The 21,287-nt window shown below is 33.1% G+C and carries 18 protein-coding genes; 17 read left to right on the top strand and 1 reads right to left on the bottom strand.

What is annotated here, in order from left to right; all coding sequences use genetic code 11:
* The first annotated feature begins 1,216 nt into the window (after positions 1 to 1,216).
* From DU428_RS09235 to DU428_RS09200, 8 genes are all read left to right on the top strand, one after another.
* On the top strand, positions 1,217 to 2,062 hold the full coding sequence (locus DU428_RS09235) for an ABC transporter permease (RefSeq protein WP_113966829.1): 846 nt from the start codon (positions 1,217 to 1,219) through the stop codon (positions 2,060 to 2,062).
* Positions 2,063 to 2,211: 149 nt separating this feature from the next.
* Positions 2,212 to 3,444 (top strand): ABC transporter ATP-binding protein, encoded by a 1,233-nt coding sequence (locus tag DU428_RS09230; protein WP_113966828.1) that lies wholly within the window; start codon positions 2,212 to 2,214, stop codon positions 3,442 to 3,444.
* A 121-nt stretch (positions 3,445 to 3,565) separates the two neighbouring features.
* Positions 3,566 to 4,396, top strand: coding sequence for a sulfotransferase domain-containing protein (locus tag DU428_RS09225; RefSeq protein WP_113966827.1), 831 nt, complete (start codon positions 3,566 to 3,568; stop codon positions 4,394 to 4,396).
* A 4-nt stretch (positions 4,397 to 4,400) separates the two neighbouring features.
* On the top strand, positions 4,401 to 5,105 hold the full coding sequence (locus tag DU428_RS09220) for a sulfotransferase family 2 domain-containing protein (protein WP_113966826.1): 705 nt from the start codon (positions 4,401 to 4,403) through the stop codon (positions 5,103 to 5,105).
* Positions 5,106 to 5,124: 19 nt separating this feature from the next.
* Positions 5,125 to 5,967, top strand: coding sequence for a glycosyltransferase family 2 protein (locus DU428_RS09215; RefSeq protein WP_113966825.1), 843 nt, complete (start codon positions 5,125 to 5,127; stop codon positions 5,965 to 5,967).
* A gap of 121 nt (positions 5,968 to 6,088) precedes the next feature.
* The gene (locus DU428_RS09210) at positions 6,089 to 7,093 is read left to right on the top strand and encodes a hypothetical protein (protein WP_113966824.1); all 1,005 of its coding nucleotides are present in this window, start codon (positions 6,089 to 6,091) and stop codon (positions 7,091 to 7,093) included.
* Between the two features lie 12 nt (positions 7,094 to 7,105).
* On the top strand, positions 7,106 to 8,092 hold the full coding sequence (locus DU428_RS09205; protein ID WP_113966823.1) for a glycosyltransferase: 987 nt from the start codon (positions 7,106 to 7,108) through the stop codon (positions 8,090 to 8,092).
* Between the two features lie 53 nt (positions 8,093 to 8,145).
* On the top strand, positions 8,146 to 9,369 hold the full coding sequence (locus tag DU428_RS09200) for a glycosyltransferase family 4 protein (RefSeq protein ID WP_113966822.1): 1,224 nt from the start codon (positions 8,146 to 8,148) through the stop codon (positions 9,367 to 9,369).
* Between the two features lie 1,255 nt (positions 9,370 to 10,624).
* Here the strand turns inward: DU428_RS09200 and DU428_RS09195 are convergent.
* Positions 10,625 to 11,374, bottom strand: a complete 750-nt coding sequence (locus DU428_RS09195; protein ID WP_072353273.1) for a hypothetical protein — start codon at positions 11,372 to 11,374, stop codon at positions 10,625 to 10,627.
* Between the two features lie 773 nt (positions 11,375 to 12,147).
* On the opposite strand from DU428_RS09195, the gene DU428_RS09190 reads away from it, so the two are divergent.
* From DU428_RS09190 to DU428_RS09150, 9 genes are all read left to right on the top strand, one after another.
* A complete protein-coding gene (locus DU428_RS09190) occupies positions 12,148 to 12,363 on the top strand; it encodes a hypothetical protein (protein ID WP_113966743.1) in 216 nt (71 codons plus the stop codon).
* Positions 12,364 to 12,537: 174 nt separating this feature from the next.
* The gene (locus DU428_RS09185) at positions 12,538 to 13,467 is read left to right on the top strand and encodes a glycosyltransferase family 2 protein (protein WP_113966744.1); all 930 of its coding nucleotides are present in this window, start codon (positions 12,538 to 12,540) and stop codon (positions 13,465 to 13,467) included.
* A gap of 2 nt (positions 13,468 to 13,469) precedes the next feature.
* Positions 13,470 to 14,396 (top strand): hypothetical protein, encoded by a 927-nt coding sequence (locus tag DU428_RS09180; protein WP_113966745.1) that lies wholly within the window; start codon positions 13,470 to 13,472, stop codon positions 14,394 to 14,396.
* Positions 14,393 to 15,499: a glycosyltransferase family 4 protein gene (locus DU428_RS09175; RefSeq protein WP_113966746.1), complete on the top strand. Its 1,107-nt coding sequence runs from the start codon at positions 14,393 to 14,395 to the stop codon at positions 15,497 to 15,499. The genes DU428_RS09180 and DU428_RS09175 overlap by 4 nt, the downstream gene beginning before the upstream one ends.
* 162 nt (positions 15,500 to 15,661) lie before the next feature.
* A complete protein-coding gene (locus DU428_RS09170; protein WP_165839156.1) occupies positions 15,662 to 16,642 on the top strand; it encodes a glycosyltransferase family 2 protein in 981 nt (326 codons plus the stop codon).
* A gap of 80 nt (positions 16,643 to 16,722) precedes the next feature.
* Positions 16,723 to 17,847 (top strand): glycosyltransferase family 4 protein, encoded by a 1,125-nt coding sequence (locus tag DU428_RS09165; protein WP_243633485.1) that lies wholly within the window; start codon positions 16,723 to 16,725, stop codon positions 17,845 to 17,847.
* A 145-nt stretch (positions 17,848 to 17,992) separates the two neighbouring features.
* Positions 17,993 to 19,381: an asparagine synthase-related protein gene (locus DU428_RS09160; RefSeq protein ID WP_113966749.1), complete on the top strand. Its 1,389-nt coding sequence runs from the start codon at positions 17,993 to 17,995 to the stop codon at positions 19,379 to 19,381.
* Positions 19,374 to 20,426 (top strand): glycosyltransferase family 4 protein, encoded by a 1,053-nt coding sequence (locus tag DU428_RS09155; protein WP_113966750.1) that lies wholly within the window; start codon positions 19,374 to 19,376, stop codon positions 20,424 to 20,426. The genes DU428_RS09160 and DU428_RS09155 overlap by 8 nt, the downstream gene beginning before the upstream one ends.
* A 3-nt stretch (positions 20,427 to 20,429) precedes the next feature.
* Positions 20,430 to 21,287 (top strand): sulfotransferase domain-containing protein, encoded by an 858-nt coding sequence (locus DU428_RS09150; protein WP_113966751.1) that lies wholly within the window; start codon positions 20,430 to 20,432, stop codon positions 21,285 to 21,287.

The raw sequence follows: 21,287 nt of genomic DNA, 5'->3' as shown, positions 1-21,287 counted from the left end.
GGCAACGACCGAAGAATCTCAAATAATGATAATGCTTCTTTATACCCTGCTCCTCCCTTTAGTCAAAGGGAGGTGGATAGCTTGACGGAGGAGGGCTAGACGGAGGGTTTGAGATATTTTTAATAGTTTCCTTATAGCTTTTGAATGATAATTTTAGTATTGGTTATGATTGATTTTCAATAGTCAAACTCCCCTTTCTTTGCTTTCGCAGAGCTACAGCAAATTCATTCCCCTCTTTGGCTAAAGAGGGGAGCTGCTAAGCGATAGGCTTTATTCTTGGTAGTGGGTTCCTGCTTTTGCAGGAATGATAGAAGGTGCTTTTTTTATTTAACATGTTCATTTTTTTGCATTGATCAAAAAAACGAACCAAAAAAAATCTAGGCGGATTTTCGTTTCCTTGAAAACTACATAAAAGCCTTATCATGCGGATGGCGAAACGCTGCGCTAGGCCATCCTCCGCGTCCTTACTGCGGCTTTTATTTGTTTTACTACGCAAACGAAAAATAGGCCGGGTGCCTTCTAATTGGCTTTTTCTTGTAAATTAACTTCTTGCGTTTTAATTTGTTTTTAAATAAAAGGACTCCTGCTTTCGCAGGAATGACAATTCGTGGTTTTAGATGTGCTTTGAAAGGTTTAGAGATTCTTCACTGCGTTCTGAATGACAGTAGGTACTTTGTTTGTTTATCTCATTACTTTTTTACTCACTATCTTTTATTTGTTTAAAGTTGTGTTCGTGAATCTATGATTTGCATTGCCCAAAAAAGTAATCAAAAAAGTCTAGGCTGACGATGCTTTATCTAAATTTTTCATTTGACACCTAAATTTTAGGAACTCGCTATTAGCATTCTCGTTCAAATAGTGTTTTGTTAAGCTCAAACAGCCTAAAATTTTACGGTGTCTTCATTTCAAATTTTACGATAAACCCTCGATAGGCCGGTTGCCATCTAAGGGGCTTTTTCTTATATAGGATAGTGGTTCTTTTATTATTTGCTTTATAGGTTTTGAGTGGATTCCAGCTTTTACAGGAATGACAATTTGGGGTAAGAATGATCTAATGTTTTAAAGGAGGTGATAGGGAGTAGGGGTTGAGGTGGTGTTGGATTGGGTTGTGTTTTTTTAATTCTTAATTCAATATTCTTCAATAATTAATCTTCATTGTTTATATTAGCCACAAAGATTTAACTAAAACTGTACTTTCCTCGTATTAGAATTACCTATGGCATTAGAAACTCGTGTTTACCAAAAGGAACGAACCATCAAATTTGGTGCGCTATTAAAAGCGAGTTTGGGAGATTTATATGGTTCTAGGTTTTTGGCTAGGCAATTGGCAGAACGGGACATTAAAGCGCAGTACCGCCAGTCTTATTTAGGGATTGTATGGGCTTTTCTTACTCCCTTAACTACAGCTGCGGTTTGGATTTTCTTAAATAGCAGTGGGACTATTCGGCTTTCTGATACCGGTGTGCCGTACCCAGTGTATGCTTTTTCAGGAACTTTGATTTGGTCTATTATTGTAGCCTCTATCAATTCTCCCATGCAGAGTACCCAAGCGGCAAAGGGGATTCTTACTAAAATCAACTTTCCTAAAGAAGCTTTATTGCTTTCTGGGGTTTATAAATTGTTATTTGATAGTTCTATTAAAATACTACTACTTGTTTTATTTGTGTTTTTCTACGGTGTTGGTTTTCATTGGAGCATATTGTTGTTTCCAGTAGCCATGTTAGGTGCTATTTTGTTTGGAACTACCTTAGGTTTGTTTTTAACGCCTATGGGCTTACTTTATAAGGATATAGGAAAGATTATTTCCTTTGGTATGCAGTTTTTAATGTATGTGACTCCGGTAGTATATGCAATACCTAAAACGGGCATCATGAAAACGCTTATGACTTGGAACCCGATAACGCCTATTATATTAACCGCACGTGATTTGGTGGTTGGTTTTGCACCAGCACATTTAGACTATTTTTTAATTGTGTTGTTGGTTTGTCTGCCTTTGTTGTTTTTAGGGCTGATTATTTATAGGATATCTATTCCTATTATTGTGGAGCGACTAAGCGCTTAAATAAGTGAAAAGTGAAAAACTAAAAGTGAAAAGTGAAAAGTGGAAAGTTAAAAGGGTAAACAAAAAGTGAATGACTACAAGTAAAAGATTAATGGGGTGTAGTTGCCTTGGATTGGTGAGTGAAAAGTGAGAAATAACTAGTAATATACATGTCTGAAGATAGATCTATAGTTGCTGATAAGGAAGTGCTGGTGAAGGTAGAGGGTTTGAGCAAAAAGTTTTGCAAGGACCTCAAGACCAGTCTTTGGTATGGGGTGAAGGATTTGATTAGTGGCGTACGTGGTTCAGCAGAAGAACGGGAGTTACGCCCTAAAGAGTTTTGGGCCGTAAAGGATATTAATTTTGAGTTACGCCGTGGGGAGTGCTTGGGTTTGATAGGGCATAATGGCGCAGGAAAAAGTACCTTACTTAAAATACTAAACGGGCTCATAAACCCCGATGCAGGAAAGGTCACTATTAGAGGACGTGTTGGTGCTTTAATAGAGCTTGGAGCTGGTTTTAACCCGATACTTAGTGGGCGTGAAAATATTTATAATAACGGGGCTATTTTAGGATTTAGCCGGGAGGAAATAGATAGTAAGCTAGAAGATATTATAGCCTTTGCAGAGTTAGAGGAATTTATAGATATGCCGGTACAGCATTATAGCTCTGGTATGAAAGTACGATTGGGTTTTGCAGTAGCCGCACAAATGGAACCCGATGTGTTAATTATAGATGAGGTTTTGGCTGTTGGGGATTTGGGCTTTGTTTTAAAATGTTTTAAAACTATTGATACTATTCTACCACATACGGCTGTGATATTTGTAAGCCATAGTATGCCTATGGTTTCTCGAATTTGTAGTCAGATTATTTTAATGGACCAGGGCAAGGCCCAATTTCAGGGAGATGATGTTGGAAAGGCTATTGATTTGTATTATACTAGATTTGCAGATAATGAGAGTAATATTGTTTTTGATGATGGGAGTATTCGCTTGAATTCTATAGATGTTATAGGTTCTAAAAGAAGTAAAGATGGGATAGAGCAAATTAATTGGGGGGAGAATCTAAAATTAAGAGTAAGTTTTTCGCTTCAAAAACCAATGGAGGAAGTGCCGATGTTTAGATTGATTTTGTTTGATAAAGAACAACGGCCAGTAGCTGTATTTAAAGAAAATGAAATTGGAGATATAAACTTGAAAGATAAAATTATAGAATTTGGGTTTGAAAGTAAAAATATACAATTATCAAAAGGAATTTATTCTATAAATATTTCAGCATTAAAATTTGTTACCGAGGAACCATTCTTACGAATTAATAATGTAATCTCTTTTCAAGTTATACACGATCGAGATGTTTGGCAACCATTTTTATTGCATTCTAAGTTTAAGACATTTGACTCTTAAATTTGTCAAAAATTGTCTATATGAAAAATAATTAGTCTTGATAAACTGAAACATAATTTAAATAGTCATTTTTATATAATGCTAAGTTAAATTATAATGTATTAATATTTTCTATTGAAATATGATTAGAATTAAAAAGAAAATTAAGGTTAATGCAGCTATTGTTGGATTCCAAAAATGTGGAACTTCGGCGCTGCATCAATTTTTATCATTTCATCCTGATATAATTGTTTCAGATCCAAAGGAAACACACTTCTTTTCTACATCAAAAAATTATTCAAAAGGTATTTCGCATTATCACTCATATTTCAAAGTCTCATTTTTTGAAAGGGTTAAGGGGAAAATATTTCTAGATGCTTCACCTTCATATAGTAGTGTTCTTTATCAGGACTTTGCTATTTCAAAAATGTATAGCTATAATCCTTCTTTTAAGATAATATGCATGGTAAGAAATCCAATTCATAGAGCGTATAGTGCTTGGAACATGTATCGAAAAAGATTTAAGCAAAATCAAAGATGGTTTCAAGAGTTGGAGGAGAGAATGCATGGAAAGAGCTCAAAAATGATAGCAAGAACTGTGGAGGAACTTGATAACTTTGATTTATACGTTGAAAGGGAATTAGAAGCGTTTGCAAATAATATGAATATTGAGGCGGTTATTTTGCCACAAGGTCTTTATAGCATTGGTATAAGAAACATAAAAATGCATTTTCAAAATTGTCTTTTTATCGATAATGAGGATATGCAGCAGAATACTCCAGAATATTTGCATATGGTGTCCAATTTTCTGGGAGTAAAAAAAATTAATTGGAACGACTTCGAAGGAATGAAGTTTTTCAATCAAGATTATAAAAGAGCAATTAGCTCGAAAACGAATTCTGTGCTTGAGACATATTATAAGGATTCAGATAGAGAATTGGAAGAATTAACTGGAATATCCTATTTTTCATAAAACAATGATATCTCATAAACATAAATGTATTTTTATTCATATCTCAAAGTGTGCTGGATCTTCGATCGAAGCAGCATTTGGGATAGATATAACAAATATTTCTCAAACAAATAATAAAAACTTGTTTGGCTGGAATCCTAGCAGTAAAATGTATTTACAGCATGCTACACCACAACAACTAATTGATAATGGATTCATAGATGAAAAAATTTGGGATTCTTACTATAAGTTCATTATTGTAAGAAATCCTTGGGACAGAGGTTATTCAGACTATAAGTGGTTAATGAAGGAAATTAATAAGGAAGATAGTTTTTGTAATTTTTTGCAAAAGAAAGGTAGATTTATGCGGTCTTTAACAGATAATTCTTCAAGTAATTATAGAGGAGATCATTTGTATAAGCAGATTGACTATTTCTACCTAAACAACAAGTTGATTAATTATGATAAAGTGATAAGGTTTGAGAATTTAAAGAATGAATTACCTGAGTTAGAAAAAGACTTGAATTTGAAAGAAGGTTTTTTTAAGAAAAAATATAATGTTAACTCAAAACCCAATAAACATTATTCGACGTTTTATAATAATAAAAGAAAAAAGTTAGTAAATAATCTATACCAAGAAGATATTCAGTTTCTTGGATATACATTTGAAGATAAAAAAAGCATCTTGGATTATATTAAACTTTATAAAAAGTCACAGGATTTAGTTTAATATAGATAAATTATTAAAGATGATTATTTCAGTTGCATTATGCACTTATAACGGTGAAAAATATATAAAGGAGCAGCTTGATAGCATAATTAATCAAACCTATCAAGTTGATGAAATTATTGTTTGTGATGATTCTTCAACAGATAAAACACTACAGATTTTAAAAGAATATGCTTTTCAATATCCTAACTTAATCTCAGTATTTGACAATAAGACTAATTTAAGAACAATAAAAAACTTTGAAAAAGCTATTTCCTTGACAAATGGAGACTTAATTTTCTTAGCGGATCAGGATGATATTTGGAAGACATCTAAGGTTGAAATAATTGTAGATTATTATAAAAACACTAAGAATTTTAAGTTAGTGTTTACAAATGGAGATTTGATAGATGATAAAGGGAATTTAATAAATTCTACATTATGGGATGAATGGGGCTTTTCGAAAGAAAGGCGTAAACTATGGTTAGATAATGATGAAGCATATAAGGACTTAGTATTAAATAAGAATAAAATTACTGGGGCAACAGTTTGTATAAATAAGAGTATTAAAAGTAATGCTATTCCAATTTTTACACCGGATGGTTATTGGCATGACGCATGGTTAGGTTTACATGCTGCAGCTCAAGGAGGTTTGTATTTTATAGAACAAAGTTTGATTTTATATAGAATTCATGAAAGTCAACAAATTGGAATATCTAAAAAAACAAAAGAAATAGATATTCCAAAAAAAACTTCATCAGTATCCAAAAATGAGTTTTATTCATATTTAAATAGATTGTATCCTAATAAAAGTAATTTATTACCAATTTTTAAGAAAAAATCTTTTATTGAATTTCTGAAAAGTAAATTCAGCATTTTGTAAGTTGAGCCTTAAATTTTGGTCATATCTTGTACATTTTAAAAATAACTATAGAGTTAAATTCTATTTATAATATATAGCTTTATTCATATAAAGGCAATCAAAAAAAATTAAGTAAAAAATAATGAAACTAGCTTTTACCATTTGTGCTAATAATTATTTAGCGCATGCTAAGACATTGGCAGTGTCCTTTAAAAAACATCATCCAGATGTAACTTTTTGTATAGCTATACTTGATGAGCCTAATGCAAGCATAAATTATGAGAGCTTAGGTGCTGATACCATTTTATGGATCCATGAATTATTTCCTGAATTGGTTGCAGGTATAAAAGACACCTATAACATTGCCGAGATCTGTACTGTGGTAAAACCAAAGCTATTTACACATTTCTTTAATAATAGCTACAATACCGTTTTGTATGTAGACCCAGATATTAAGGTTTTCTCAGCTTTTACTCATGTTTTTGATGCACTGAAAGAAAATGAAATGGTGTTAACACCACATATCTGTTCTCCAACTGGCGAAACAGGGCATCCACAAGACAAAGATTTGATGCGTACAGGTATTTATAATCTTGGGTTTCTAGCAGTAAATAATACAGAACCAATCAAATCATTTATTAAATGGTGGGACAAAAGGGTTCAAGCCTATGGATTTCATGATTTAAAGAAAGGATATTTTTACGATCAGATATGGTTAGGTTATGCTCCTGCTTTTTTAGATAAAGTTTATGTTTTAAGGCATTTGGGTTATAATGTAGCCAATTGGAATCTACATGAACGAAAAATTATAAGTAGTGGTGAAAAGTATTATGTGAACGATAAAACTACTCCAGTAGCTTTCTTTCATTATAGCCATTATAAGATTGAAAATTTTCCGAGTATAGCTGTTTATAATCAGAATTTCGATTTGGAAAACAGAGAAGATATTGTTCCTATTTTTATGGATTATAAAAATAGTTTGTTGCAGAACGATTATGAAAAACTAAAAGAGATACCTTATAAGTTTGGTAAAAGAAAAGTAGATGCGAGTAAAAACTCAAAAGAACTTAGAGCTAATAAAGGGAGGATTTATAAATCATTTCAATTGTTAAAAAAGTCTTTGAGAATGGCTTTAAAAGGGTGTTAAACAGGATTTAAAATGCAAAAAGGGGTTTCAATTATAATATGCACCTATAATGGTAAGGCTAGGTTAGCAGAAACCTTAAGGCATCTGGCTATGCAAAAAAGTCATTGCCCTGTCGAAATAGTGTTGGTAGATAATAATTCTTCAGACGGCACAAGAGATTTTGCAGATAATTGGTGGCGAGATAATGGTGTTTCAACGATAGAATACACTTCTTTCAGTCAGCCAATACCAGGTAAGTCTTATGCTCAAGAATTAGGCTATGCTAAAGCAAAATATGAATATCTTTTAATTTGCGATGATGATAATTGGCTTTGTGACAGCTATGTGCAAACTGCTTTTGATGTCATGGAAAACGATTCGCAAATAGGTGCTTTAGGAGGGTGGTGTGAAGCCGTTTTTGAAAAAGAAAGGCCGAAGTGGTTTGATATTTATGCAAAGTATTTTGCAGTTTCTAAGCAAGGAACAGAAAGTGGTGATATCACAAATAAGAAGGGTTGTTTATATGGCGCAGGAATGGTGATACGAAAAAGCCATTGGTTAGCATTAAATAACTTAGGTTTTAAACCCTTGCTTACTTGTAGAAAAGGAGATTCACTAAGTTCGGGTGGTGACACAGAATATTCTTACGTTTTGCGATTGCTAGGATATAAAATGTGGTACGATGAAAGACTATATTTTCAACATTGGATGCCAGAAGGCAGGATGCATCTTGGCTATGTACAAAGAATTCGTAAGGCTATTTCCGAATCTAATTTTGTGGTAAGTGTTTACACGGATGCTTTAAAAAATAAAGAATTTAGCAAAACTGATTTTTATAAGCGTGCCTACCGCATGATTAAAAAAGATCTTGTAAGGCAAACTGTCAACCGAATAAATGGTTCTTTTGAAGAGAAAGAGCTAGCTAAAGAATATTTTAGGAATCTAAGTAGGCTGCTAACTAATTTTTCGGATTATAAAAAAAATAGGGATACCATTGGCAGTTGGTTAAAGAGAAATTGATATAGATATTTTTATTTTGATAGCTATTTAATTCAATTATACATTCTCATCGATTGAAAAAGAAAATTATTATAAAGACTAATTCCTTTCCAAACTATTCTGAAACCTTTATAGTTTCAAATATTGTTTATGCAATTCGTAGTGGGTATGATGTGAATATTTTTTGTAATAAATTTTTAGGTTTAGAAAACTCCTCTCAAATAAATGAATTAGAAAAGTATGGAGTTAAAGAGATGGTTTTGCTTCCTTTAACACAAACAAAAAGTAGATTGTCTAAACTTTTACAACTTTCTAGCTTCTTACTTAAACCAAGAAATCTATATTATGTATTAAAGTATCGATCAAAAAGCTTAAAAGGATTTTTAAAATGTGCTTCTATTTTAAAGCAGTATGAATCTGCTAGATACAAACAAGCTTTTCATCTACATTTTAATAATTCATTAGATGATCTAAAAGAAATTACAAGCATAGGGTTTATGGATCCGCGTGTAGTTATTACTTTTCATGGTTATGATTCCTTTCTAGAAAATAAAGAGGAGTTTCAGAAGAAATATGGAGTTTTTTATAAAAAACATGTAAAGGCTGTTACCGTAAACTCAAACTATTTGAAGAAAGTAGTTTTAAATTTAGGAATTTCTGAAGAGTTAATTCATGTTATTCCTATAGGTATAAACTATAGTTTTTTTCATGGTACGCCAAAAAGTATTAAGGTAAAAAAAGAGGTACAGTTAATAACTGTAGGTAGGCTTGTCTCTTTAAAAGGACAGCTTTATGGTTTGCAAGCAGTTAAGCTATTAAAAGAACTTAATTATAAAATACACTATACTATAGTTGGAGATGGTAAAAACAGAGGGTTATTAGAAAATGAAGTAGAAAGACTAGGAATAGCAGATTGTGTTGCCTTTACAGGAAGATCAACGCAATTGCAAGTGAAAGAGTATATGAGGGAATCGGATATTTTTTTAATGACTTCTACTTTTGACGAACATACTAAAAGAAGAGAGGCTTTTGGTCTTGTTTCTATCGAGGCTCAAGCAATGGGACTTCCAGTTATTGGTTTTGATTCTGGTGGTTTTCCTGATACTATTATTGATGGGAAAACTGGTTTTGTTGTTGAAGATAGAGATGTCCTTGCAATGACCGAAAAAATAATTTATTTGCTTGAAAACCAACAGATGTATAAAAGTATGTCTAAAGCTGCGATTCATCATGCAGCAACCTTTGACCACGAATTTACGACACAGAAATATTTAGACTTATATGATTTGTTGCATTAGTTCCTAAGTGATAGATTATTAAAGATTATAAAAACACAAATAGTACTCTTAGATATTCGAATTCTGGGTATAGTGGATAAGTGTTAGGTGTGGTCTTATGATTTTACTTTTGCAGGGTTTGAATAGCGAGTGATGTTGTTTTTTTTATATTGGATTCCTGCTTTTGCAGGAATGACAGTAGGAGTTTTATTTTTAAATGTTCATTTTTTTGCATTGATCAAAAAAACGAACCAAAAAAAATCTAGGCTGACGATGCTTTATCTAAATTTTTCATTTGACACCTAAATTTTAGGAACTCGCTATTAGCATTCTCGTTTAAATAGTATTTTGTTAAGCTCAAACAGCCTAAAATTTTACGGTGTCTTCATTTCAAATTTTACGATAAACCCTCGATAGGCCGGTTGCCTTCTAAGGGGCTTTTTTCTTATGTAAGGGAGTGTTTCTTATATTACTAGCTTATAGGTTGGTTGTGTATTCCTGCCTGCGCAGGAATAACAATTTCACTAAGTTATATAGTATTTTACTTTCAAACTCCCCTTTCTTTGCTTTCGCGGAGCTGCAGCAAATTCATTCCCCTCTTTGGCTAAAGAGGGGAGCGTCTAAGCGATAGGCTTTATTCTTGGTAGTGGATTCCTGCTTTTGCAGGAATGACAGTGTTGTTGTTTTGTAACGACTTAAGCGTCTCTAGTTAAGGATAATGTTCATTTTTTTGCATTGATCAAAAAAACGAACCAAAAAAAATCTAGGCTGACGATGCTTTATCTAAATTTTTCATTTGACACCTAAATTTTAGGAACTCGCTATTAGCATTCTCGTTTAAATAGTATTTTGTTAAGCTCAAACAGCCTAAAATTTTACGGTGTCTTCATTTCAAATTTTACGATAAACCCTCGATAGGCCGGTTGCCTTCTAAGGGGCTTTTTTCTTATGTAAGGGAGTGTTTCTTATATTACTAGCTTATAGGTTGGTTGTGTATTCCTGCCTGCGCAGGAATAACAATTTCACTAAGTTATATAGTATTTTACTTTCAAACTCCCCTTTCTTTGCTTTCGCGGAGCTGCAGCAAATTCATTCCCCTCTTTTGCTAAAGAGGGGAGCGTCTAAGCGATAGGCTTTATTTTTTGGTAGTAGATTCCTGCTTTTGGAGGAATGAGAGGTATGGGTTTAATAGGTTTTGTGTTTTTGTGCGGTTGTTGTAAAATAAAAACGGATGCCAAAAGCATCCGTTTTTGTTAATTCTATTAAAAGAATTTTATTAGAGCACTTCCAAGATTTGTAATGCATTATATACTCCGTTTTTAAGCGGGTATTGCAGGTTGTTTATTTCTTGGAAGAAGGCTACTTTTAGTAAGTAAAAACTTTGTCCTGTACCTGTTGCAGGTGCAGCAGGAGTAAGCGTGACCGTTGTAGTTGTACCGTTTATAGCAAGGTTTTCTACGTTACTTATTTGGAAATCCTTTTCTCCTGTAGAAAAATCTATATTTAAGAAACCTGCTGTAAACTCTACATGGGTTGCTCCACCTGGAATCATTAACTTTTGATTAGGTGTAAAGTTATTAATTACTACCTCTCCAGTAGCGGTATCTAAAGTGTAATCGGATAGGAGTACTTCTGATAAGGTTGACTTTCTGTTAAAGTTAAACCCTTTCAAAGGAATCTTACCATCTGGTGTTATTATGCCATTAGCTACATTTCGTTGTCCTCTAGGAGAGGTGAGATCGAAGTTTTTAACTTGCGTCATCACCTGTGTTACACGAGAGGATAACTTATTGTCTTTGGCATTAGATACCATATCTACTATTGCTCTTCGCAATAATTTACCACTAGTTGCACTTAAGCCAAATTCGCTATTATTTTCGCGAGTTCTTTCAAATGCTGGATCATTTTGGATTCTAGATTTACTTACGCCTCCTTTAGAGCGCATTCTATATCCGTCTTCGGTTTTGTAGAAGTTTAAATCATCAATTGATCCTTCTACTTTAAAAAGGCTTTTATATTTTGCCATAATTTTAAATATTTATGTAGGCTTTATTTTTTTTAAATACCTACTGTTTAACAAAAAAAATAATTGTTATGAAGCTGCTTTAAACAGGTGCACCTAAGTATGACGTCCTACTTGAAAAATTCTATCCGCCACAGCTTTTGTAACAACTTTGATGCTAAAGTAGATACTGTTTTTAGTTGTGGATTTGTAAATGTATGGTTTTGAGGTTTTTAGTTTGAAATTGTTTAAAATATCTAAATGTTTTTGTTTTGGTGTTTTCTGCTGGTTTTCATTACTCTCTGATAATTTACAGTATTTTGAGGCTTTTATGGGTTTTCGATGTTTTTATCTGTTTTTGAGGTTTTTTTATGATAATGATGTTGAGGTTTTATAAGATGGGCTGGTTCGGACTATGTTCGGACTATGTACGGAGTATCCTCGGAGTATCCTCGGAGAATGACCCGTCCTAAAATAACTATACAGATTTATAATTAAATCCTAATATAATTATACATCTCTTTTTCTTTCATCCTAAAAGGACTGTACAGTCTTTTTAGGATTTTAAAATGATTTATAGTATTTCATCTTTTTTTAGTGTTGTTGGTGTAATGTGTTGACAGGATGTCAGTTGTCGAGATATCAGTAATGGTGAGAGGTACGCTAAATGGTTAATGATTTCCTATAGCTCAAGGTGTTTTTATTGTTTTTATTAGGATGTAAATGTTAATTTGCTTCTAGTTACTCATAGTAGCATTAAAAAAAAATGACAAACAAACGATAAGCTTTTTAGTATCATGAAACGAATATGTATTTACCCAAGTGATGTGGTTTATTTATTAGGTAAGTCACAAAATGCTTCTCAGACTTTACTTCGTACTATTAAAGATGCCTTTGAAAAAGAAAAGCATCAGGTTGTTACTATTAAAGAGTTTTGTGACTATATGGGATTACCCTTTGAGGAAGTTTTTAATATGATTAATGGTATTAAAAGTAAGGAAGAAAGTGTCTAAGATGTTTTATTCACTACTTTTACTTTCTTTAACCGTACCAGGTATTGCCATTATATTTTATTTACTTTATGGGTATTGTACCATTTGTACTCTTAGTTTTTTTTCTTTCCTTTTTTCTTATTTTTTAAGGTCTATTTCCTATGACTTTGTATATTAGTCGAGCAATCACTAAATATGCAAGAACAGCCTTTAGTTTCTATTATTATACCTACTTTTAATCGTGCTCATTTAATTGGAGAAACGCTAGACTCGGTATTAGCACAAACCTACCAAAACTGGGAGTGTATTGTGGTGGATGATGGGAGTACGGATGGTACGGATGAGGTGATGGCTGAGTATGTAGCTAAGGATTCTAGGTTTCAATATCATCATAGGCCGGAAGATAGATTACCTGGTGGGAATGCCGCTAGGAATTATGGGTTTGAGGTGAGTAAGGGGGAGTATATACAGTGGTTTGATAGTGATGATTTGATGGTGCCGGAAAAAATTGAAATAAAGGTTAAAACTATTTTGGAAAATAATGTTGATTTTGTAATTAGTCAAACTCAATATTTTAATAGAGAAAAGGGAGGTGCCTACGCTTATGATTATAAGGAAGAGGAGGTTGATTTCCTTTCTTATGCGATTACATATATTAGTTGGTTTACTCCAGATCTTTTTTTAAATCAGAGCATTGCAAAAAGAATTTCTTTTAATGAATTTATTAAAGCCGGACAAGAATATAACTTTTCTTGTAAATTATTATTAGAAACTAATTCATTAAAAAAAATTGATAGGGTTTTGAGTCTTAGAAGGCATCATTTTCAATCTATAGGCAGAAAAAGGCAGTTAGATGAAAAACACTATCACCAAACTGTTTTCGAGTTACATTGGGTTAATCTAAATGAATTAAAAGAGAATTATGATATTCCGCAAGAATTTGCAAGATATTCTTTACTTAAGTGCCTAAGGAGCAAATTAGAAAATAATGAGATTAGGATACCTGTATGCTTTTTTAAAAGCTTTTATAAATATTATGGTTTCAAAGTTATTTATTTATACTTAGCATTAGCTTCGAATTGGCTTTTAAAGAGATATCATTTTTTTTATAATAAATTAAAATAAATATGAGTCTTGTTTTTTCATCGTTTGTCTTTGGTGGTTATCAAAAGTATATACCTTATTATATTTATTCAATTTGGAAAACTCATCCCAATAGCTATATAAAGGTCTTTACTGATAAAGCTTTAGAAGTAAACATTTATAAAACCTTAAAGTTTTTAAAAGAAAACAATATCAAAAATTTTGAAATTATTGAAATGAAAACCTCCCTTGAAGAATACGAAAAGTATAAAATGAGAGGGGGTGGTGTCAAAACCTTAGTTCGATACCTAGTAGGTAAAGAGTACTTTGATGCTTTCGATTATGCGTACATAGGGGATATTGATATTCTTTTCCTACCTGAGCAAATGTCGATTCTTGATTTTCACACTAGACAATTAGTAGAATTACATCAGCCATTTTCAAACAAAGTTCGTCTTGACAAAGATGGAGGAATAACAGAACGACTAACTGGTCTACATTTCTTTAAAACAAAAGAATACTTTGATAAAATTAATCCTATTATTTCTCGAATTAAAACAGATCAAAGCTATCGAGATCATTATTTAAAAGGATTGGAACGGGATGAAAATTTTTTATATAAAATAAACAAAGAAGCATTTGATTTTGATCCTGAATTATTGTCTAGGGCTCAAAGACCATGGCACGGTCTACATTTGGGGATTACAAGAGGGAATAAAGATTTGGATATTCAGACTATTCAAGAGAATTCAAGTTTAAGTATAGAGGAAATAATAAACCATCTAAGAGAGTATATTCAGGACCCAATTTTTATGGAAATACAGAAAAAAGTGTTTGTTGTAGAGTTGGAGGTTATTTTAAAAGAACTTTCTATACCATATACCTTTTCTTGGAAATATAAAGGTTATAAATATAGAAGTGGAGTAAAATTGCGCTCTACCAAAAGAAAATTAAAAAAGTATTTGAAATGAAATCTAAAATTGCGATTATAGCTTCTTCAATTCATTACATCCGGCAAAAGCATTTACTGGATTGGTACGAAGACTTAGACTGTAAAAGATTTAAAACACAACTTTTTTTAGGCTCAAAAAATAAAAGGATTCCTACTGCACTAAATTATAAAGTAAACTCAAAGATAGAAAAATATAAGTATACTTTTTTTAATACTTTTGATTACAACCAAAAATCATCAGGTTTAAAAAAGCTTTATCCTTTAGTCAGTTATGGGCCTGAGACTATTCATTTATTAACTTCTAATACGTTTAAAACTATTGCGCCTATATTAGATAGTAAGAGTATAAAATTAATTGTTAGCTTTAGAGGATTTGATATTAATGTCTTTCCTTATTTATCTAATGAGAACACAAAGCTTACTCGGCGAATTTTTCAAAGAGCGGATATGTTACATTTTATAAGTGAAAACCTAATGAATACTGCCATTAGATTGGGAGCTAATCCTTTGAAATGTAGAGTTGTTCATAGGTCTATTCGTACTGATATAGAACCTGAATTTACACGTGAAAAGTCAAAAAACGGTAAATTGATTATTCTTAGTGTAGGGAGGCTGGTATGGGAAAAAGGTTATTTATACGCTTTAGAGACTATTGCAATATTGAAGAGTAAGGGATATGATTTTGAATATCAAATAGCAGGTAAGGGAATTGACTATAATATGTTGGTATATCACTCTAAACGTCTAGATATTCAGGATAGAGTTGTGTTTTTTGGGGAATTGTCAAGAGATGAGATAAGAGAAAAATTGATTACTGCAGATATTTACTTTCAGCCTTCCTTAACAGAGGCCCTTTCCTTGGCAATAATAGAGGCATCATATTATGGGGTACCAGTTGTTTCTTCAAATATTGGAGGGATTCCAGAAGTTGTGTCCGATACAATTTCAGGTTTTTTGAGTAGTCCTTGTATGCCATCAATATATGCGAAAAATATTATTAAAATTTTTGAAAACCCAGAACTAGGAATTGAAATGGGAAGGAATGGTCATAATAGAATAATAAACAATTTTTCAAGAATAAAGGAAATTGAGAAATGGTGTGAAATATACTCTAGTTTATAAATATATGTTTTTTTTTGCCAAAGGAAACACGAATAGACATTATAAAACTAAACAAATCTTAAAATGTGATTTATTAATTATATGGCATTATGAAAATATATTCAAAATTGAAATGTAATAACCTATATATTTAAAGCTAATTAAACTATTTTAAAACCCACTGTGAAAATAGCCATTGTCCTTACTGTTAAAAATGAAGTTCGTTTATTGCGAAACAATTTGCTGTATCATAAGGCAATAGGCGTAGATAGGGCATTTGTTTATTTTGACAATACTACAGATAAGGGAAAAGAAAGTATTGCTGATTTAGATTTTGTAAATACTTCAAATTCTGTTTCGACAGAGAAGTATGCTTCTTTACCCTACTTAAAAAAGTTTACTTCACAAGCAGTAGAACACCATACAGCGAGACAATGTTTAAACACCTATGATGCTCAAGTAAAATGTAAGGAAGAAGGTATTGACTGGCTTATATCTATAGATGCAGATGAATTGATTTGTACAGACTTTGAAATGCCGTCAAATTTAAAATCGTTTTTTAATGCTATCCCTAATGATACTGAATTGGTTGATTTTAGAACATTGGAAGTTCTTCAGCAAAAGGAAAGATATAATAATGTTTTTGCGGAAGAATCTAATTTTAAAGTAAATAAACAAGTATTCTATCTATCCATAAAAAATCCTTTTACTAAATCGAAACAGAAATTTCCTTGGTGGTATGGACATACCATGGGGAAATCGGCTATTCGTATTGATTCAAATCTAATTCCACATAATGTTCATCGATATAAACATATAGATGGTGCCTCACCAAATAGGGTTGTAAAAGGTAATGTCTTGCATTATCATGCCTATGATGCGGAAGATTTTATAAAAAAGTTTACCAATTTTAGTGATCATCCTGATGTGTTTTTATCAGGCAATAAAGTGGAAGATTTAAAACTTTTATTACGGGATGTTGTTAACAACTCTGGAATGAGCCGTCAGCAACTAGAATGTTATTTTAAAGAGAATTTAATGTTTACGGCAAAGCAAGTTAGGAAGTTTAAAAGTGGGAGAAAATATTTTTTTAAAAAAATAGACCCAAAGCCTCTTCAACTTGTGGAATCTGTTGTTGAGACGTTTAAACAATTAAACTATTAATTGTGAAACAGCCTTTAAACATAATTATTTTCGATGGCAGTTTTAAAACCACCGCCTTTATCAATCGCTTAGTCAAGGGATTGGGGGTACGGCATGCGGTGTATATTCTTGGGTTTAATGAGGAATTGAATCATAAGATTAAAGGGGTGCAATATGTGGCTTTGGGCAGTAACCAAAGTAAAGTTCGATTTGTGAAAACTACTTTAGGCTATGCTTTACAATCGGGATCTGTACAGAAAATAGCTTTAACCATTAAAAACTTATTTCAAGGGAATAAGAAACAGCTTCAAGAACAAAATCTCCGTTTTGTATTAAACAGTATTCAGCCTGATATTATCCATTTACAGTGGCCCTCTGTGATTTCTTGGTTTGAAGAGACTCTGCGAGAACAAAACACACCGGTTGTTCTTAGCCAGCGTGGTTTTCATAATAATGTGAGACCCTTTGTGGAGCCTGAGAATTTTACGTATCTGAAGCATTGGTATCCTAAAATTGCAGGGTTTCATTCGGTGTCTAAAGATCTAATTAATAATGGGGATAAAATTTGGGCATCGCCTTCGAAGTTAAATAGAGTAGTTTATACAGGACTGCCTTTAAGTGATTTTTCATTTTCATCACCATATAATCTGGCTCAACCACTAAAACTACTTTCTGTTGGAAGAACACATTGGAAAAAGGGGTATGATTATGCTTTGCAAACATGCTGTATTTTAAAAGAAAGAAAGGTTCCTTTTCATTATAGCATTGTTGGGGGTGCAGGGGATGAGGAGCTTCAGTTTTTAATAGCAGATTTAGGCTTGGAGAATGAAGTTAGTTTGATTGGGCGGCTGCCACAGAAAGAGGTTTTTAGAAGGATGCATGAAGCTTCTTTATTGCTAATGCCTAGTGTAGAAGAGGGGTTGCCGAACGTGGTGGTAGAGGCTATGGCTCTTGGGCTTCCGGTGTTGAGTACAGACTGTGGGGGTGTGCCGGAATTGATAGCAGATGGCGTTACAGGATGGGTGGTTCCTGTTCGGGATGCAGAAGCCATGGCAGATGGGGTTATACGGTTTAAAGGGCTACCGCAGGAGGACATCGAGGCGGTAAGAGTAGCTGCCAGGAAGAAGGTGGAGTTACAGCATTCGGAGGAGGGCATGGTTGCAGCTATGGAGTGCTTGTATTTTGAAACCCTTTCTTCGTTTTCACATCTTAAAAGAACAAAATAATCTTAGCCGTAAAATCATAGGGTGTTTTGTGTTATTATTGTTTAAATTGAACAAAAAGCAATAGGAGGAGGTGAATAGTTAAAGTTCTGTTATAAAGACAGCATTATTTTTTTATATTTAACCTTTTAAAGATTCAGATACATTATTGAAAACCATCAAAACCCCAATAATTCCTAGCCACCAAGAATTTGTAAAAGTACAAGCGCCACATGAGATAGATAAAAAGGCCATTTGTATTTTTGCAGCAACTGGTTTTTTTTTAGGTACAGACACCTATTGGAAAGATGAAAAAGTACTTCCTCCGGGAACTATTAACACGATAGACGAGGAAGGATACTGGGTGGATAGTAAGCCTTGGTTTGAATGGCATTATAGTCCGAGAAATATATCTTTTGCTACCGCCTTATCTGAGTTCACCACTTTATTTGAAAGTATTTGTAAAGAGCAAGCCCAGGATCAAGCTGTATTGTTACCCTTGTCAGGTGGTTTAGATAGTAGGACCCAAGCAGTTGCTTACTCCAAGCTAGATAACCCAGTTACTGCCTATAGTTATTCCTTTAAAAATGGCTTTGCAGAAAGCGGTATTGCTAAAAAAATGGCAGAGGTGTGCAACTTTGATTTTAAGGAGTTTACTATAGAGCCCGGTTATTTGTGGTCGCACCTTGAGGAATTAGCAAGCTTAAATAAGTGTTATTCTGAATTTACACATCCTAGGCAAATGGCTGTTTTGGATGACTTCAAGCAAATGGAAGGTGTTTTTTCCTTGGGGCATTGGGGCGACGTTTTTTTTGATAGGGGAGCAGCGGTGGGTACCACTGAAAATACTATTTTAGAGGAACTATATAAAAAAGTAATAAAAAAAGGAGGTTTAGAGCTTGCCAATGCCCTATGGGAGCAATGGGAGTTGGAAGGAAGTTTTGAAGCCTATTTGAAGCAGCGCATGGAAGCCATGCTAGATATGATTAAAATAGATAACGTTAGTGCAAAAGTTCGTGCCTTTAAAAGTTTATCTTGGGCTCCCCGATGGACCTCAGTTAATTTACGTGTATTTGAAGCTGCGCATCCGTTTCAATTACCTTATTATGACGATAGGATGTGTGCCTTTATATGTAGCATACCAGAAGCCTATTTAGCCGATAGGAAACTACAAATTGCATATATAAAACAGCAAAGTCCTGCTTTAGCAAAAATTACCTGGGAAGCAGCGCGACCTTTTAATTTGTACAATTATCACCACAATAGAGTTCCTTATAATTTGCCTTATCGTATTGTACATAAATTACAACGTGAAATCTATGGGGTTCTAGGAAAACCATATATACAGCGTAATTGGGAGTTGCAGTTTTTAGGAATGGAGAATGATAAAGAGTTACAAGAACATCTTTTTTGTGAAAATCTTGACCCTTTTCTACCTAATACCTTATTAGATTCGTTTTACAATGGATTTAAAAAGAAAGACGCAGTAAACTATTCTCACCCTTTGAGTATGTTATTAACGCTAGCGGTTTGGTATAAAAGTAGAAATCATGCATAAGCGAATTAATATTTTATATACCATCCCTAACTTTAAAACAGCGGGAAGCCAGTACGTTTTACTTTCTTTGTTTAGAAATATAGACAGAAGTGTTTTTAAACCCTATATCTGTATAGAAAAGTTTCCAGAAGTAATACCGATTGATATTCAGGAAGATGAATGGATCCAGTTTAGCTGGTCAGAAAATAAATTTCGGGATATATTAGGTTTTAGAACCATCTTAAAAGAAAATAAAATAGATGTATTACATTCTTGGGACTACAAATCTAATTATATAGAGGTCTTAGCTTGTAGATTGGCTGGAGTTGCCTATTTGTACACAAAAAAGAATAATGCGTGGTCTAAACGATGGTTGTTGAAAAGTTTGTTGAGCAGTCATATAGGGTATGATAATCCAGAGATGCAAACACGGTTTTTTAATTCTTTGTATTTACGTAATAAAATATCCTTTATTCCTCATGGTGTAAACACCGATATATTTAAGCCCTTGGAGCAATTAAACCGTAGTACCTTTAATATTGTTTGTATTGGTAATATAGGAACCAATAAAAATCAACTGTTTACTATTAAGGCTTTACAAGAGCTACCTAGTACTATACACCTGTACTTGTATGGCAATGAAGAGAAAGCTTACCGTAAGAAATTAGAGGAGTATATAGATGAAAACGGATTACATGATAGGGTGCATTTTATGGGTTTTGTTGCAAATAAGGATATTCCAGAGGTGTTTAGGAATGCAGACTTGTTTGTACTTGCATCCTTACAAGAAGGGTTGCCGGTTTCTATATTGGAAGCATTGGTCTGCGGTATCCCTGTTTTAAGTTCTGATGCTGGTGGTGGTGCAAAGTATATATTAGATGAAGAGTTTATTTTTACCTTAAGGGACACCAACGAGTTAAAAAGTAAAATACTTCATTTTTACACCATGCCTTTAGGAGAAAAGCAAAGGATAACAAAATTGCTAAAGGAAGGCGTTAGTAAAAAGCACAGTGTAGCTAAGGAGGTTGCTGCCTACCAAAAGCTGTATAAAAACTTAAAAAAGTAATTCATGGCGTTGTTTCAAAAACATATTGTTATAGTTGGCTCTGCGAGGAGTGGTACTAGTTGGTTAAGCGAAGTCATTGCAAGGCAATTTCGATATAGGATGCTTTTTGAACCAGAGCATGAGTTTAATACCCAAAACGGAAAGTTGATTTGCGATAAGTGGCTTAGGGCTGAAGCAAGTTCTGTTGACGCTAATCGTTATTTAAAAAAAGTATTAAACAACCAAGTAGATAGTGATTGGATAGGGCAGATAAGTAATAGGAAATACAAAATGCACTTGTGGCCCTTTATTCCTAAAAAGTACATTATCAAATTTGTACGAGCTAATCTTTCGGCTAAATACTTAAATGAAAACTTTAAGGTGCCCCTTATACATATCATTAGGAATCCCTACGATGTTCTCGCTTCACAACAACGGGTTAAGTTTCCATGGCTATATAATTTAGAGCACTTCAAGCAACAAAAAGATTTAGTTCAAGTGGTAAAAGAAAATTTTAAATTCGACCTTATTGAAGATACTAAACCTTTTACTCCTTTGGAAACACTTACAGTGCGATGGTGCTTGGAAAATGTATTGCCCTTACAAATTTTAGAACCATATAAATACAAACATCGTATCGTCAAACATGAGGATTTACGTAATGATTTAGGTCTGTTTCTTGAGTTATGTGACGAATTTAATATTGAGCCATTATCGGATATTGAGAAAGAGTATCAGCGTCCTTCGTCAAAAACACACCCAAAAAGCGAAATTATAAATGAAGAGAAAAAAACTTCAAAGTTTACGATAGAAGAACTAGATGTAATAAATAATTTGCTAGATATTTTTAACTGTAATTTATACCCACGAATTCAAGCTTAG

Origin of the sequence: Oceanihabitans sediminis, from assembly GCF_003337215.1 — a bacterium.
GTDB lineage: Bacteria > Bacteroidota > Bacteroidia > Flavobacteriales > Flavobacteriaceae > Oceanihabitans > Oceanihabitans sediminis.
The sequence above is the reverse complement of the archived record's forward strand: the minus strand, read 5'-3'. Positions and strand labels throughout refer to the sequence as shown.